13 protein-coding genes and 1 tRNA gene are annotated in these 15,346 nt (G+C 49.0%); 3 read left to right on the top strand and 11 right to left on the bottom strand.

From position 1 onward, the window contains the following. Positions 1–281: 281 nt before the first annotated feature. Both DQM57_RS05760 and nirK read right to left on the bottom strand, forming a co-directional pair. Complete coding sequence (locus DQM57_RS05760) at positions 282–1,037, bottom strand: formylglycine-generating enzyme family protein (RefSeq protein ID WP_003678232.1); 756 nt, start codon at positions 1,035–1,037, stop codon at positions 282–284. A gap of 179 nt (positions 1,038–1,216) precedes the next feature. Continuing rightward, positions 1,217–2,389 (bottom strand): copper-containing nitrite reductase, encoded by a 1,173-nt coding sequence (gene nirK, locus DQM57_RS05755; RefSeq protein WP_107859689.1) that lies wholly within the window; start codon positions 2,387–2,389, stop codon positions 1,217–1,219. A gap of 380 nt (positions 2,390–2,769) precedes the next feature. On the opposite strand from nirK, the gene DQM57_RS05750 reads away from it, so the two are divergent. Beyond that, positions 2,770–5,025 carry a nitric-oxide reductase large subunit gene (locus DQM57_RS05750; RefSeq protein WP_003678229.1) on the top strand — a complete coding sequence of 752 codons (2,256 nt, stop codon included), beginning with the start codon at positions 2,770–2,772 and terminating at the stop codon, positions 5,023–5,025. Between the two features lie 397 nt (positions 5,026–5,422). On the opposite strand, the gene DQM57_RS05745 is transcribed toward DQM57_RS05750, so the two are convergent. From DQM57_RS05745 to rnhA, 3 genes are all read right to left on the bottom strand, one after another. Beyond that, positions 5,423–6,607: an LD-carboxypeptidase gene (locus DQM57_RS05745; protein ID WP_111727243.1), complete on the bottom strand. Its 1,185-nt coding sequence runs from the start codon at positions 6,605–6,607 to the stop codon at positions 5,423–5,425. 465 nt (positions 6,608–7,072) lie between these two features. Beyond that, positions 7,073–7,507, bottom strand: coding sequence for an HIT family protein (locus DQM57_RS05735; protein WP_111727241.1), 435 nt, complete (start codon positions 7,505–7,507; stop codon positions 7,073–7,075). Between the two features lie 279 nt (positions 7,508–7,786). Further along, positions 7,787–8,224 carry a ribonuclease HI gene (rnhA, locus tag DQM57_RS05730; protein WP_003678219.1) on the bottom strand — a complete coding sequence of 146 codons (438 nt, stop codon included), beginning with the start codon at positions 8,222–8,224 and terminating at the stop codon, positions 7,787–7,789. A 113-nt stretch (positions 8,225–8,337) separates the two neighbouring features. On the opposite strand from rnhA, the gene tehB reads away from it, so the two are divergent. Next, positions 8,338–9,207 carry an SAM-dependent methyltransferase TehB gene (tehB, locus tag DQM57_RS05725; RefSeq protein WP_111727240.1) on the top strand — a complete coding sequence of 290 codons (870 nt, stop codon included), beginning with the start codon at positions 8,338–8,340 and terminating at the stop codon, positions 9,205–9,207. A gap of 49 nt (positions 9,208–9,256) precedes the next feature. On the opposite strand, the gene thiD is transcribed toward tehB, so the two are convergent. The 4 genes from thiD to DQM57_RS05705 all read right to left on the bottom strand — a co-directional run bounded on the left by thiD (position 9,257) and on the right by DQM57_RS05705 (position 13,657). Continuing rightward, positions 9,257–10,063 carry a bifunctional hydroxymethylpyrimidine kinase/phosphomethylpyrimidine kinase gene (gene thiD, locus DQM57_RS05720; protein ID WP_111727239.1) on the bottom strand — a complete coding sequence of 269 codons (807 nt, stop codon included), beginning with the start codon at positions 10,061–10,063 and terminating at the stop codon, positions 9,257–9,259. A 345-nt stretch (positions 10,064–10,408) separates the two neighbouring features. Beyond that, positions 10,409–10,484, bottom strand: a tRNA-Glu gene (locus DQM57_RS05715). Positions 10,485–10,611: 127 nt separating this feature from the next. Beyond that, the gene (trkA, locus tag DQM57_RS05710; RefSeq protein ID WP_003678057.1) at positions 10,612–12,024 is read right to left on the bottom strand and encodes a Trk system potassium transporter TrkA; all 1,413 of its coding nucleotides are present in this window, start codon (positions 12,022–12,024) and stop codon (positions 10,612–10,614) included. A 109-nt stretch (positions 12,025–12,133) separates the two neighbouring features. Next, positions 12,134–13,657 carry a fumarate hydratase gene (locus DQM57_RS05705; RefSeq protein WP_111727238.1) on the bottom strand — a complete coding sequence of 508 codons (1,524 nt, stop codon included), beginning with the start codon at positions 13,655–13,657 and terminating at the stop codon, positions 12,134–12,136. Between DQM57_RS05705 and DQM57_RS05700 the strand changes: the two genes are divergently transcribed. Further along, positions 13,647–13,901 (top strand): glutathione peroxidase, encoded by a 255-nt coding sequence (locus tag DQM57_RS05700; protein WP_111727237.1) that lies wholly within the window; start codon positions 13,647–13,649, stop codon positions 13,899–13,901. The two genes, DQM57_RS05705 and DQM57_RS05700, sit on opposite strands and share 11 nt — an antisense overlap. Positions 13,902–14,157: 256 nt before the next feature. On the opposite strand, the gene DQM57_RS05695 is transcribed toward DQM57_RS05700, so the two are convergent. Then, entirely contained in the window at positions 14,158–14,964 is an 807-nt protein-coding gene (locus tag DQM57_RS05695; RefSeq protein WP_003678051.1) for a basic amino acid ABC transporter substrate-binding protein, read from the bottom strand. 51 nt (positions 14,965–15,015) lie between these two features. Continuing rightward, a complete protein-coding gene (locus DQM57_RS05690) occupies positions 15,016–15,267 on the bottom strand; it encodes an NGO1151 family protein (protein ID WP_111727236.1) in 252 nt (83 codons plus the stop codon). Between the last annotated feature and the right edge of the window lie 79 nt (positions 15,268–15,346).

Here is a 15,346-nt window from a genome sequence, read left to right as displayed (position 1 = left end):
ATATGATTCTTTGGGTACTTGGTGAAACTTTGACCTTCTGATCAGGTAAGTCAGCCATGCCGGATAATTACAACATGCTCAGTATGTTTAATGGCGTATTTCCTAAAATTCATCTGTTCTGAAAAGCATTAGGCAAGCTTTCCTCAAAGCCTGAAATTTTTATTGAATTGTTTTGGTGCAAATAAGGTCTGGAATATTTTGCAAATCAGGCCGTAATTTTACAGATAAAAAAACGGCGGTACTTTTCAGTACCGCCAAAGCTGCTTTGGTAATTAAAAAAGTTATTGACCGGCACAACGGAAGCCTAAGTTGTGCAGTACATATTTGGATTGCAAACTGGTACGGATACCGTACCGGAGGAAGGCGGCATAGTTGGATGAGTCGCTCGATCCGACAGAAGCACCGCTGCAGAACATTTGCGCATTGGCATTTCCGGAAGAAAGCAGGCTACTGTTGAAATCTTCCGTCCATTCCCAAATAAGTCCGTGCATATCATAAACACCCCAGTAGTTGGGACGGCCCTTGCCGACGTCATGCAAGCCTTTTCGTCCGCCATCTGCGTACCAATCAAGAATAGTGCGGTTATAACCGGGCTCGTTGGAGCCGTTTTTTTGAGTGGCAGAGGCGAGTCCGGCAAATTCCCATTCGTTAATAGTCGGTAGGCGTTTGCCTTGTGCAACACAGTATGCGTTGGCGGCAAACCAAGAAACATTGGTAACGGGCTGTTTCAGCTCGCTTGCTTTTGGTGCATAGCTGTGGCTGCCGTTTTTAATCCAGTGTTTCAGATAAGAAGGCTCCGCCTGTTTGGAACTGACCTTGCCTTTTTGCCATTGGGGATGATTTTTGACAAATTCTGCAAATTCAGCATTGGTAACAGGATATTTATCAAGTTGGAAAGGTTTAACTTTAATTAAGGTTGTATCTTTTTTCAGATAGAGGGGGCGGTAGCTCCCACCTTCTATTTTGACCATTTCGGTAGCTGCCGCATTGGTACTGATGAGTGCCGTACAGAGAAAAAATAACCGGATGTACTTCATATCAAGCCTCCTGACAGACGGTTAAAATTGATTTTTCAGGCAGTATTTTAAACGAAAGCTTTGAATGCCGTCTGAAGAATCAATCTTTCGAAGTGAAAAAATTGATTATTAAAAAACCACTGCCGTGCGTAATTAAGTACGGCGGCAGTGGTTCGTTTGCCTAAAAATGGGCGTTCAATTTAGTAATCGCTTTTTGCAGGAGCAGAGGCTGCAGGAGCAGAAGCTGCGGGAGCAGAAGCAGCAGGAGCTGCACCGTTACCGGCATAAGCAGTATCACTCAATTTTTGAGTCATGATTTCAGGGTTTTCTGCACCTTCTACTTTCAATTGACCCAGTGCGCCTTTGTTGAATGCGCGGAAGATAGAGTGGTCAACCAAGGTGTAGCTGCCCGGTACGTCTACTTTGAATTCAACCATAGCAGAACCACCTGCAGGAATGATGGTGCTTTGTACGTTTTCGTTAATCAGTTTACCGCCTTCAACATAAACTTTGTCGAAGATTTCGCCGATTACGTGGAAGGAAGATACCAAGTTAGGACCACCGTTACCAACGTACATACGTACAGTTTCGCCTGCTTTGGCTTTCAGGGCGTTGTCGCCGGCGATAGCGCCTACGTGACCGTTAAATACTACGTATTCAGGTTGTTCGGCGACGGCTTTATCCATATCGAACGGTTGCAGGCCTTGTGCACCTTTTTTACCTTTGGTGTAGAAGTCGCCTTGGACGATGTAGAACTCTTTATCCACTTTCGGCAGACCTTCTTTAGGTTCAACCAAAATCAGACCGTACATACCGTTGGCGATGTGCATACCGACGGGCGCAACGGCGCAGTGGTAGATATACAGACCGGGTTGCAGGGCTTTGAAGCTGAATGTAGAGGTACGACCCGGGGCAGTGAAGGAAGCTGCCGCGCCGCCGCCAGGACCGGTAGCTGCGTGGAAGTCAACGTTATGAGGAACGGTAGAAGAAGGATTGTTAGAGAATTCTACTTCTACTGTATCACCTTCGCGTACGCGAATCATGCGGCCCGGAACATCGCCGTTAAATGTCCAGTAGTGGTACTCGACGCCATCATCCATTTTCATGGTTTTTTCGATGGTTTCCATTTTCACGCGGACTTTGGCAGGGTAGTCGCGGTCGATTGCAGGAGGTACTTCTGGAGCGTGTGTGGTAACTGCATCGATAACGGGCAGTTCGCCTGCCGGAGTTTCGGCGGCAGCTTGTGTAGCGGAGCTTGCAGCTTCAGCGGAAGCGGCAGGCGCTTCGGCAGGGGCCTGTGCAGCTTGTTCGCCACCACAGGCGGCTAAAGCAAACATGGAAGCGATAATTGCAGCTAAGGCTTGACGTTTCATGATGTTTTCCTTTTTGTAAGAAAAATTAAATTGTCCTGAAAGGATTGGTTAAGAACTGGGCGTGATTATGCGGTGGCTCATCCCTATATATTTTGACATAAATCAAATAATTCTATAAATACGAACTTAAAATGACACTTCTAATACTTTATAACTACTAAAAATGTGCAAAATAATTCAAATTAAGTAAATTGATGGGTGCAGGTAAAGATAGGTAGCTCCTAAATTACGATAATGATATAGATTATCATCTATATATTTGTTTATATACGGGTTTGTTTGAACAAATGTTTATTTGTGCGGTAAACCGTGCTACAATCTTTAACATTCATATTCTGTGAATTTTAAACAACCACTTTTTACCAAAAGGAGCTCTCAAAATGGGACAGTACAAGAAGCTATGGTACTTGCTGTTTGCCGTTCTGGCGGTATGCTTTACCATTCTTGGCTATATGGGCAGCGAGGTTTACAAAAAAGCCCCGCCTTACCCTGAACAGGTCGTTTCTGCATCAGGCAAGGTTCTGATGACGAAAGACGATATTTTGGCAGGTCAGTCTGCATGGCAAAGTACCGGCGGTATGGAGGTCGGTTCGATTCTGGGTCATGGTGCATATCAGGCTCCGGACTGGACTGCGGACTGGCTGCATCGTGAGTTGGTTGCATGGTTGGATTTGACTGCGCAACAGACTTACGGCAAAAAATTCGATGAGGTTTCCCCTGAGGAACAAGCTGTCTTGAAAACACGCTTGGCTGACGAATACCGTAATCAAAGCCGTGTGAAAGAAGATGGTTCCGTTGTCATCAGCGATACGCGTGTAAAAGCTATCGAAAGCATCCTGCCTTACTACCACGGTGTTTATAGCGACGATCCTAAGCTGCAAACCACTCGTGAACACTTTGCAATGAAAAATAATACATTGCCAAGTCAAGAGGCACGTGAAAAACTGTTCAACTTCTTCTTCTGGACTTCATGGTCTGCTTCGACCAACCGTCCTAACGAAACCTTTACCTATACTAACAACTGGCCGCACGAGCCTTTGATCAACAATGTGCCGACCACTGAAAACTATATGTGGTCATTCACCAGCGTTGTTCTTCTGTTGATGGGCATCGGTTTGTTGATGTGGGGTTATTCTTTCCTGACCAAACACGAAGAAGTGGAAGTTCCGGCTGAAGATCCTATTTCTAAGGTTCAGTTGACTCCTTCGCAAAAAGCATTGGGCAAATATGTATTCCTGACAGTTGCCCTGTTTGTGGTACAAGTATTGTTGGGTGGTCTGACTGCGCACTATACCGTCGAAGGTCAAGGTTTCTATGGTATTGACGAAGCACTGGGCTTCGAAATGTCCGATTGGTTCCCTTATGCCTTGACCCGTACTTGGCACCTTCAATCCGCCATCTTCTGGATTGCAACCGGTTTCCTGACAGCAGGTCTGTTCTTGGCTCCGATTGTGAACGGCGGTAAAGATCCCAAGTTCCAACGTGCCGGTGTAAACTTCCTGTACATCGCCCTGTTCATCGTAGTCGGCGGTTCTTACGCGGGTAACTTCTTTGCTTTGACTCACATCATTCCACCTGAGCTAAACTTCTGGTTCGGCCACCAAGGTTACGAATACCTTGATTTGGGCCGCTTCTGGCAACTCCTGTTGATGGTCGGTCTGTTGTTGTGGCTGTTCCTGATGTTGCGTTGCACTATCTCTGCCTTTAAAGAAAAAGGCGTGGATAAAAACCTGCTGGCAATCTTTGTTGCCTCCATGGTTGGTGTTGGTGTGTTCTACGCACCGGGCCTGTTCTATGGTGAAAAATCTCCGATTGCCGTAATGGAATACTGGCGCTGGTGGGTGGTTCACCTGTGGGTGGAAGGTTTCTTCGAAGTGTTCGCTACCGCTGCCTTCGCATTTATCTTCTACAACATGGGCTTTGTCCGCCGTAGTACCGCTACTGCTTCTACCCTAGCTGCAGGTGCTATCTTCATGCTGGGCGGTATCCCGGGTACGTTGCACCACTTGTATTTCTCCGGCTCTACTTCTGCTTCTATGGCAATCGGTGCCTGCTTCTCCGCTTTGGAGGTAGTACCGCTGGTATTGCTGGGCCGTGAAGCATACGAACACTGGTCTTACCAACACTTGTCCGATTGGGCGAAACGTTTGCGTTGGCCGCTGATGTGCTTCGTTGCAGTCGCCTTCTGGAACATGATTGGTGCCGGTGTATTCGGTTTCCTGATTAACCCGCCGATTTCCCTGTTCTATATCCAAGGTTTGAATACTTCTGCTGTTCATGCGCACGCTGCCTTGTTCGGTGTGTACGGTTTCTTGGCTCTGGGCTTCGTATTGCTGGTTGCTCGTTATTTGAAACCGAACGTGCAGTTTGACGACAAGTTGATGACTTGGGGCTTCTGGTTGCTCAATGGCGGTTTGGTCGGCATGATTGTTATCAGCCTGCTGCCTGTCGGTGCTATTCAAGCATATGCCTCTATTACTCACGGTTTGTGGTATGCACGTAGTGAAGAATTCCTGCAAATGGAAATCCTCGATACCTTGCGTTGGGTACGTACGGCAGCTGACTTGATCTTCATTGGCGGTGCAGTATGCGTTGCTATTCAAGCTACTAAAATTGTATTCAGCCGAGACAAATAAGTTTTAGTTTGAATATTGGAAACTGCACCTGTTATCAGGTGCAGTTTTTTTATGGATAAGATTCTTAATAAAGCGTAAGTCGATGTAGAAATACCGTATTGGTATGATTGGCCGTGTTTGGAAGGATTGTAAGATATAGTGTTTTAATTAATGTAAATTGTCATTTTGAAGGAGTTATATATATAAGGAAATTATCCAGTTAAAAATTTCTTGTTGAAATCTGGATTGACGGGGAAAGAAATTGAAATATATGCGAAAAGTGGATATGGGTGGAGTTTTGTTCAATCTGTAACCGGTTGGGACGGGTGTATATCCGTGCATTGTATTTTTTAACACTTATTTGTTAAGAATACCGTCTGAAGGCTTCAGACGGCATTTTTTTGTCTTTCTAATACTGCTATTCTGAAATATCAGTAAGGCTGTTTTCTGTAAATACCGAGAGATCAGGTGGGGGAAGCAGGGTGTCTAAGGTCAGGACAGATGTATCGAGAGTAGGATAATTGTCAAATTCAACCGAATAACCGCCATCGCTTCTGCTGCGGACTTTGGCGTGCGCACCCAGCGGGAAAGTAATTTTGTCGGCAATATGTCCGAACGGGAAACCTGTCAGCACAGGAATTTTTGCCGTACGCGAAATATGGTTGACCACGGTAGAAAAATCATAAGACGAATCGTATACATCGCGGATATTGCCCATACGGAAATCGCCGAAAATAATGGCGCGTTGTTTGCCTAAAATACCTGAAAGATATAGGGTATTGAGCATACGTTCGATGCGGTATGGTTGTTCGCCGACATCTTCGATGAATAAAATGCCGCCTTGAATATCGGGCATATAGGGGGTACCGGCAAGTGAAGCAAGGACGCTGAGGTTGCCTCCCCACAATATGCCTTCGGTTTCGATATCGGAGCGTTGGATATTAGGAATATCAACAGTCAGGCTGCATTGTGTTGCCCCCTTGATAAAGGCATCCATTGTAAACACGCTGGGGGAGGGTTTGCCGAATTCACTGTATGCCATCGGACCGGCAAAACTCATCATATTGCCTTTTGCCAAGAGTGCCAGCTGGACGGCGCAAACATCACTAAAGCCGAAAAACAGCGTACCGCGTTCGCGCATTCTTGCGCCGAGTGAGGCAAAATCGATATGCGGCAGAATGCGTGCCGCACCATAACCGCCGCGCAAACCCATCAGAACTTTCGGCATGGCAACGCGACCGGAAGCGACATCTTGGAAATCGGCGGCACGTTGTGCATCCGTACCGGCAAACCGTTGGAAGCGGCGGCTGCCCGCCTGTTGGTTGGTTACGGTAAAACCGGCATTGTAAAGGCGGGTCAATGCAGTATTGACACGGTTGATGTCTTCGGCAAAGCCTGAGGAGGCGACAATACGCAGAAGATTGTCGGCAGAATTAGAATGGCGTGGTGGTTTGGGGTACACGGTTTGTGCTTTCTCAACAGGAAGAGATACGGGGTTTGGGGCAAGTGAATTGGTCGGAGTGCTGCAAGCCTGGAGCAATCCCATTCCGGCAGCTGTGGTGCAGGTTTTTAGAAAACGGCGGCGTGAAATAGGTTTAATCATGATGCAAGTATCGGTTAAAAGGATAAAAAGAAAAAGTAATAGCGGAACAGCAACCTCATCAGCCTGTATGCCTTTTTATAGGATACCGTCTTTTCAGTATGACGGCTGTGTGAGGGAGTGTTGCCGGCGTTCTCGTTTTCCTGATGCTCAAAATAGAAGAATATTATAGAAAAATAAAATGTCGGAAGCCAAGCAACGGAAAACAGGATGAGCGGCATTCGTATGGGAATATTTAATGTCGGCAAACGGCTGTAAACGATAACCATCGTACCGGCTTAAAGTATCGGATAGCGCCATACCCATTGATAGTTTGGGAAGGTATTTCCAAACCGCTGCAAGGATTCTTTGTCTTTGCCGTAACTGCGGTGCTGTTTGTGGTTTGGCTGCTCCCTGATTCCGGTTGTTTTTGTAAGTTAGAGTTGTGCGTATCAGCCCTGTTTATGATTGTCGGGGTTCAGACGGCATTTATCCTTTGAGAATGCCGTCTGAAACGGGGTAGAGTAGCTTTTTAATCTGCTCCGTCCAATCCTGAGGCAGAAGCATGGCATGCTCGCGGACGGGGTTTGCCCAAATCGGCGCAGGGAAAGTCGCATCGTTTTCAAATCGGGCGATAATATGCCAGTGCAGGTGTGGAACGACATTGCCCAAGCTGGCGAGGTTAATCTTGGTCGGTTGAAACACTTGGCGCATGGCGGCCTCGACGTTGTACACCATTTCCATGATTTCATGACGTTCGGCTGCCGAAAGGTCGGTCATTTCGGCAATATGCTTACGCCAAATGACGCGGCAGAATGCCGGCGAACCGTTGTCGTTATGGACGGCAATGACGCGAAGGTTGGCGGTTTGCAGCAAAATATCTTCATCTTGTGCCGTGCAGATGGGACAAGGCTTGGTGTTCATGTTTCTTTATTCCTTAAAGTATCCAAAAAGGCGGCAAAGGGTGTCCTGTTGTTTTAACTTGTCTATGCGTATTGCCGTCAATTGTACCATTTCATATCCGATTGGTTTTTACAAATTAATGTATGTTTATCGTGGTTGAATTCTTGCAAACAGCATTATTTTACGGTTGCACCCAAGCAGGTGGATGCACCGGTAATTGCGGAATAAGGAGTGTATGGCAAAAATGCCGTCTGAATCCCGTTGGCGGTTTCAGACGGCATTTTCTTGTCGGTGCGGCACTCAGGAAAACTGCGCCGCGCCACGGTTTGCCAAATCGTCGGCGCGTTCGTTTTCGGCATGTCCGACGTGTCCTTTAACCCAAGTCCAGCTGACTTGATGCTGACCGACGAGTGTGTCAAGTTCTTTCCACAAATCATCGTTTTTGACGGGCTGTTTGGCGGCGGTTTTCCAGCCGTTGCGCTTCCAACCGTGTATCCAGTTTTCCATGCCGTTTTTGACGTATTGCGAGTCGGTGCAGATGATGACGGTGCAGCGGCGTTTGAGGGACTTCAGTCCTTCGATGACGGCGGTCAGCTCCATGCGGTTATTGGTGGTTTGCGCTTCGCCGCCGAAAAGTTCTTTTTCGTGGCTGCCGTAGCGCATTAATACGCCCCAGCCGCCCGGGCCGGGATTGCCTTTGCATGAGCCGTCGGTGTAAAGGTAAACGGTTTTGTCCATTATTGTGCCTTTGTGTGGTATCGGACGTGATTATAAGCGGTTTGTGTACCGTACCGTCTGAAAGATTGCGGCGGATTAAAATAGGCATATAATGTGCAACTTTATTTTTGAATATGAAGGAGTGGATAGTGGGTCAAAGTGGCGAGTTGTTTTGTTTCGGACAGATGCCTGTATGGAAAGTGGAAAACCTGCCGGAAGTTTTGTTGTCGGGCTATTCGTCTGAGGAAGGGGAGTGGGTCTGCCTGAATGTGTTGCAGGGCGATGTCGAAGTCCGTGCACCGGACGGGTCGGCAGAGGTTTGGTCGGCAGACGGCGGCGATTGTGTGTTTGCGCCGCAGCAGGTGTTTTCTGTCAAACCGAAAACGGATGATGCTGAAATCCGTTTGTCGATGTATTGTGCGGCCGAAGATTATTTCCACAAAAAATACGGCATGAGTGCCACGCATTCTGCAGTGGCGGCGGCTCAGGATACCGTACCTGCGGGCAGGGCGCTCGATATGGGCTGCGGACAGGGACGCAATGCACTGTTTCTCGGTTTGAAGGGATTTGAAGTTACTGCAGTCGATCACAATCCAGCCGCGTTGGCAAACGTGGCGGAGCTGGCAGAGGCGGAGGGTTTGAACGTCCGCACGCTGGAATATGATTTGAATGCCGCTGCTTTACAGGGCGAATTTGATTATATTGTGGCAACAGTGGTGCTGATGTTCCTGATGCCGCAGCGCGTGCCTGACGTGATTGCCGATATGCAGGCGCATACGGCGGCGGGAGGATACAATTTGATCGTATCGGCAATGGATACGGCGGATTTCCCCTGTCCGATGCCGTTCCCTTTTAAATTTAAAGAGGGCGAGCTGAAGGATTATTATCGGGATTGGGAGCTGGTCGAATATAAAGAAGAATTGGGTTCTATGCATGCCAAAGATGAAAACGGCAATCCGATACGGTTTAAATTTGTAACCATGCTGGCGAAAAAGCCTGAATAATCCTCAAAAATGCCGTCTGAACATTTTGTTTCAGACGGCATTTTTACGGTTAGTCCCGATAGGCCCAATGATTGACCGGGCCGTGTCCTGCGCCGATTTCCAAAGGGTTTGAGATTGCCGCCGTGATGTAGGCCTTGGCAGTCTGTACGGCTTTGCAAACGTCTAAGCCTTTTGCCAATTCGGCGGTAATGCAGGCGGAAAACGTGCAGCCTGTGCCGTGCGTGTGGGCGGTCGGAAAGCGGAGGCTGTCGAATTCCAGCGTTTCATTTTGTGTAAACAGCCAGTCAGTGCAGTGTCCGCTGTTGCTGCCGTTCAAATGTCCGCCTTTGATAACGACGTTTTTGACACCGTAATCAAGCAGGATTTTTGCCGCACGTTCCGCATCTTTACGGCTTTCGATATGCACGCCGGTCAGGGCTTCCGCTTCGGGCAGGTTGGGGGTCAATACATCCGTACCGGGAAGCAGCAGCAGCGTCAGTGCCGCAACGGCGGAATCCTGCAACAGCGGTGCTCCGCCTTTGGCAATCATTACAGGATCAAGCACGCGCCTGCCGAAGCTGCAGTGTTTCAGGTTGTCGGCAACGCATTCGATGATTTCCGCTGTGCCGAGCATTCCTATTTTGTAGGCGCGGATGTCGAAGTCTTCCCTGATTGCTTGGATTTGTGCAGTGATGGTTTCGGTCGGGACGAGATGAACCGCCGATACACCCAAGGTATTTTGCGCGGTAACGGCGGTTATTACGCTGGTGCCGAATACGCCGCGCATCTGAAAAGTTTTCAGGTCTGCCTGTATCCCTGCGCCGCCGCCCGAGTCCGAACCGGCAATTGTCAGGGTTTGGACAAAAGTTTCTTCCATTCTTATTCTCCTGTGCCATTAAAGTATTGAAACAGTTTGGAGGAAAAGGGCAATGCCGCTTGAAAATAAATAAAGCACCATCTGATGGACGGTGCCTGACGCTGCAACACCGGTTTCCTGCCAATCAGGTTCGACGGGTATATTCTCAGTCTTTAAATAGACACCCCGACCGTGTTTGATAATGCTTATCTTATCACAGCCCTTAAGGTATCGGGAAATGCCGGCTAACTGTTTGTTAATCAAAATCCGGACGGTCGGAAAATACTTCTCAGGCAATATGACGGTTTGAAAAAGAATGGCGGTAAGATATGAAAAAACCTGCTTGAAACAAGCAGGTTTTTAAATTGGCACGCCCACGGGGATTCGAACCCCGGTTGCCGCCGTGAAAGGGCAGTGTCCTAGGCCTCTAGACGATGGGCGCCTAAGAAGCTGCGCATTCTATTCAAGTATGGCAGCGTTGTCAATCGCTTCCGCGCGGAAATGCGTCGGAAGCAATATGAATTTTAATAACTTTATGATATTCCAAATCATTTATTTTGATTGCGGGATTAGCCAAAAAAACCCATTTTGACCTGGATGAGCTTTTCAAGTTCCTTCAATACGCGCCGGCGAGAAACAAAGAAGATGATGTGGTCTCCGTCTTGAATGCAGGTCTCGGTGTGATGCCCCATAACGACTTCGCCGGTTTCGGCGCGGACGATGGCGGCGATATGGCAGCCGCTCGGCCATTTGATATCGGTAATCCTTCTGCCGACAATGGCAGAGGTGGAAGTATCGCCGTGAACGACGGCTTCGATTGCTTCAGCCGTACCGCGTCTCAGGGGGTGGACGGCAACAATGTCGCCCCGGCGTATATGGGCGAGTATCGAACCGATGGTGATGAGGTGGGGTGAGACGACGATATCGATTTTATTGCCCTCAAGCAGGTTGACATAGCTTGAGCGGTTGACGATGGTAACGACGCGTTTTGCACCGAGGTTTTTTGCCAAGAGGCTGGACATGATGTTGTTTTCATCATCGTTGGTGAGGGCGCAGAAGACGTCTATTTCGTCGATATATTCGTCGTCAAGCAGGGTTTCATCGGTTGCTGATCCTTGCAGGACTAATGTGTTGTCGAGGTTTTCGGCTATCCATTCGGCGCGCCGGGGGTTATATTCGATAATCTTGATGTCGTACTTGGATTCAAGCTGTTTGGCTAGGCGGTAACCGATATTGCCGCCGCCGGCAATCATAATGCGGCGGGTACGGGCTTCTTTGGGGCGAAGTTCGCGCATGATGGTGTTGACGCTGTCGGTTGCTGCGGCAAACAGGATTTCGTCTCCTTCGATAATGACGGTTTGCGGCATGGGGACGATAAGTCGGTTGTTGCGGTAGATGGCGCAGATTTGACAGTCGGCGTTTTCGGGCAGGTGTTGTGTGATGTCGGCAATTTCGCGGTTGACGAGCAGCCCGCCCTGACGTGCCTGCACGATGACCATGCGGACTTTGTCGTCGGCAAAATTGAGAACCTGTAATGCGCTGGTGTAATTTAAAAGGCCGGCGAGCTGTTCGGTAACGAGTTGTTCAGGGCTGATGGTTTCCGTAATGCCGAATATGGAGAGGCTGCCGTTTTCGTTTTCTTCGATTTTCGGATTGCTGTATTCAATATATTCGCTGGAGCGGACACGGGCAATACGACCTGGGATATTGAACAGGTCGGCGGCAACTTTGCAGGCAACGATATTAGTCTCGTCATTCCGTGTCAGTGCAAGCAGCAGGTCGGCATCCGCCGCTCCGGCACGTTCGAGGGTAAGGGGGGATGCTCCGTTGCCGACGACGGTTTGGACATCAAGCCGGCCGTTGATTTTCTGCAGGGCTTTTTCATCAATATCGATGACGGTAACGTCGTTGCTGGGAGTGGCGGCAAGGTTTTGTGCAATGGTCGAACCAACCTGACCGCTGCCTAGGATAAGGATTTTCACGGTGATATGGTGTTGGGAATGTGGGAATGTGATTGTATACCAAATAATGCTAGAAATGCCGTCTGAACACGGGTTTGTGTTCAGACGGCATGGATTATGGTTGTTTCAATCAGGACTCGACGGGGATGATGCCGATTTTTGCCTGCCATTTGCGCGGTGCGGTGGCGTGGATGGATTCGCCTTTGCTGTCCACAGCGACGGTTACGGGCATGTCTTTGACTTCAAACTCGTAAACTGCTTCCATGCCCAATTCGGGGAACGCCAATACTTTGGAAGATTTGATGGCTTTTGCCACGAGATACGCCGCGCCGCCGACTGCCATAAGGTACACGGCTTTGTTGTCGGCGATGGCTTCGCAGGTGGCCGCGCCGCGCTCGGATTTGCCGATCATGCCCAAGAGGCCGGTTTGTTCGAGCATTTGGCGGGTGAATTTGTCCATGCGGGTGGCTGTGGTCGGACCTGCGGGGCCGACGACTTCATCGCCGACCGGATCGACGGGGCCGACGTAGTAAATCAGGCGGTTGGTGAAATCGACGGGCAATTCTTCGCCTTTGTCGAGCATATCGACGAGGCGTTTGTGTGCGGCATCGCGGCCGGTAAGGATTTTACCGTTCAACAGCAATACGTCGCCGGTTTTCCAGTTGGAGACTTCTTCTTTGGTCAGCTTGTCGACATCGATGCGTTTGCCGTTGTCGGGGCTGTAAGTCAAATCGGGCCAGTCTTCAACGCGCGGCGGGGTCAGTTCGACCGGACCTGAGCCGTCCAATTCAAACTCGACGTGGCGGGTGGCGGCGCAGTTCGGAATCATGGCGATCGGCTTAGAAGCGGCATGGGTCGGGTAATCGAGGATTTTGACGTCCAACACGGTGGTCAGTCCGCCCAAACCTTGTGCACCGATGCCCAGCGCGTTGACTTTTTCAAAGAGTTCGAGGCGCAGGGCTTCGGTGGTGGACAATTCTGCGCCGGACGCGGCTTTTTCCTGCAACTCTTGAATGTCGATGTGGCTCATCAGAGATTCTTTCGCCATCAGTACGGCTTTTTCGGGCGTACCGCCGATGCCGATGCCCAAGATGCCGGGAGGACACCAGCCCGCGCCCATGGTCGGGATAGTTTTCAGCACCCAATCGACGATGTTGTCGGAAGGATTGAGCATGGCGAGTTTGGATTTGTTTTCAGAGCCGCCGCCTTTTGCCGCGCAGGTTACTTCGACTTTATCGCCCGGCACGATGCTCATGTGGATGACGGCGGGTGTGTTGTCTTTGGTGTTTTGACGTTTGCCGGCGGGGTCGGCGAGAACGGACGCACGCAGCGTATTACCTTCCCAAGTGTAGGCGCGGCGCACGCCTTCGTTAACCATCTCTTCCACGCTCATGTCCGCATCCCATTGGACGTTCATGCCGACTTTGAGGAAAACGGTTGCGATACCGGTATCTTGGCAAATGGGGCGGTTGTTTTCCGCACACATGCGGCTGTTGACCAAAATCTGCGTCATCGCGTCTTTGGCGGCAGGATTTTCTTCCTTCTGCCACGCCTTATAAAGCGCGTCGATATAGTCTTTCGGATGGTAATAGCTGATGAATTGGAAGGCATCGCAGATACTTTGGATAAAGTCTTCTTGCTTGATGACGGTCATGATTGTGTTCCTTTTCAAGGTTATAGTAGCAGGTGGTTTGGCTGTTGTTTTAAAACGTATGGCGTGGATTGTTCATTTGAAATGTAATCATGCCGGTAGTTATATGGTAAGGCAATGTAAAAATGATAATATTCTGATTTTAATGACCTGCCGCGATGCCGGTTTCGAGCCTGTAATTCACGGCTTAAACTTTGCCGGCATGGCGAAACAGCAGAAGGCAGGTTTTATTACGGGCTTGCCCTAAATTTGATTTTCAGTACCGGCGGCGTTATTTTACGGGAACTTCCAAGCTATTGGGCGTAGTCTACAATAGTTTGGCGGATGAGCAAAGTTGCCCGTATATCTTATTTCGTGTTTTCAGACGGCATGGTTGGGAAAGATATGAATGAACCTTATTCAGAGGATGGTATATGCGGTTTTATTTGAAATGGGTGCAATCTCTGTTTCTTATGAGAAATGCCGTCTGAAACCGTTTCAGACGGCATTTTGTTTAGCGGGGGTTATTTTGCGGCCTGTTCGCCTTCTTTTGCAAAATATTTGGCGTAGATTTTATCGTATTCGCCGCTTTCACGTACTTTTTTCAACGCATCGTTCATTACTTTTAAGGTTTCCCCGTCGCCTTTGCGTACTGCGATACCGTAGTGTTCGGTAGTGAAGTCGGGCAGGGTGACGAAGTCCATTCCTTTGGTCGGATTGTTTTTCACATAATTGGCAATGACCGCGCTGTCGCTGACTACGGAATCCAAGCCGCCGTTTTCCAGTTCTTTGATAATCAGGGGAACGTTTTCAAAGCGCGCGATTTTCGGATTGTCACTACCCAAGAGTTTGGATACGGAGAAATCGCCCGTGTAGCCGGTAACCACGCCGACTTTGTTCATGTTTTTCAAATCGTCGGAAGAAGATATTTTTTTACCTTTCGGAACCAGGACGACTTGGGTGATTTCAAAATACGGATCACTGAAGTCCATAGACTGTTTGCGGTCGTCTGTAATGGTAACACCCGACATGACGACGTCCGCATCACCGTTGTTCAAAGCGGGAAAGAGGCTGTCCCAAGGCTGGTGTTTGAATTCGATTTTAAAATTGCCTTCTTTGGCCATCGCATTCATCAAATCCACATCGAAACCTTCGACATCGCCTTTCGAGTCTAAAGATTCAAAAGGGGCAAACTCGGCGTTGGAAGCCACGCGGTAAACTTTGCCGGTGTTTGCGGCAGGTGAGGCGGCATCTTTGCTTTGACCGCCGCAGGCAGACAGCGTGAGCGCGGAACAGGCAATGGCGGCGGCAATCCATTTTTTCATATTCATTAATATTCCTTTCAGTAATAAAAAAGCCTAAAAGGTCAGTTTAACATAAAATTAACGTTCCTTTTCACGGAAAAACGCATAAGTAACGTCGTGGAACAAATCCGTATGCGGGCTGTCCTCATAGCTCAATTCTGCCAAGGTGTCCTCAAAAGCAAGCTGAATCGACTCGACCGCGACTTCGGCAGTGTCTGCGGGAAGGGCGCGGATCAGGGCTTTGAAGGCGGTGGACAGGACGTGGTTCTGCATACGCAGCACATCGTTTGCCTCTTCCAGATATTCCAAACGCTGTTCGATACTGCTCATGATGGATCCTTATGAATCTGTTAAAATGCGCCATTATATCAAACTGCGCTTTGGGCGCGGGTTTGTCCGCCTGCAAAGA

It is taken from the genome of Neisseria cinerea (assembly GCF_900475315.1).
Classification (GTDB): domain Bacteria; phylum Pseudomonadota; class Gammaproteobacteria; order Burkholderiales; family Neisseriaceae; genus Neisseria; species Neisseria cinerea.
This window is presented reverse-complemented; position numbering and strand designations above follow the sequence as displayed.

Coding starts and splice junctions, on each gene's coding strand:
- DQM57_RS05750 (WP_003678229.1), top strand. CDS start 2,770: ATGGGACAGTACAAGAAGCTATGGTACTTGCTGTTTGCCGTTCTGGCG.
- DQM57_RS05760 (WP_003678232.1), bottom strand. CDS start 1,037: ATGAAGTACATCCGGTTATTTTTTCTCTGTACGGCACTCATCAGTACC.
- DQM57_RS05735 (WP_111727241.1), bottom strand. CDS start 7,507: ATGAACACCAAGCCTTGTCCCATCTGCACGGCACAAGATGAAGATATT.
- DQM57_RS05705 (WP_111727238.1), bottom strand. CDS start 13,657: ATGACCGTCATCAAGCAAGAAGACTTTATCCAAAGTATCTGCGATGCC.
- DQM57_RS05700 (WP_111727237.1), top strand. CDS start 13,647: ATGACGGTCATGATTGTGTTCCTTTTCAAGGTTATAGTAGCAGGTGGT.
- tehB (WP_111727240.1), top strand. CDS start 8,338: ATGAAGGAGTGGATAGTGGGTCAAAGTGGCGAGTTGTTTTGTTTCGGA.
- DQM57_RS05745 (WP_111727243.1), bottom strand. CDS start 6,607: ATGATTAAACCTATTTCACGCCGCCGTTTTCTAAAAACCTGCACCACA.
- nirK (WP_107859689.1), bottom strand. CDS start 2,389: ATGAAACGTCAAGCCTTAGCTGCAATTATCGCTTCCATGTTTGCTTTA.
- thiD (WP_111727239.1), bottom strand. CDS start 10,063: ATGGAAGAAACTTTTGTCCAAACCCTGACAATTGCCGGTTCGGACTCG.
- DQM57_RS05695 (WP_003678051.1), bottom strand. CDS start 14,964: ATGAATATGAAAAAATGGATTGCCGCCGCCATTGCCTGTTCCGCGCTC.
- rnhA (WP_003678219.1), bottom strand. CDS start 8,224: ATGGACAAAACCGTTTACCTTTACACCGACGGCTCATGCAAAGGCAAT.
- DQM57_RS05690 (WP_111727236.1), bottom strand. CDS start 15,267: ATGAGCAGTATCGAACAGCGTTTGGAATATCTGGAAGAGGCAAACGAT.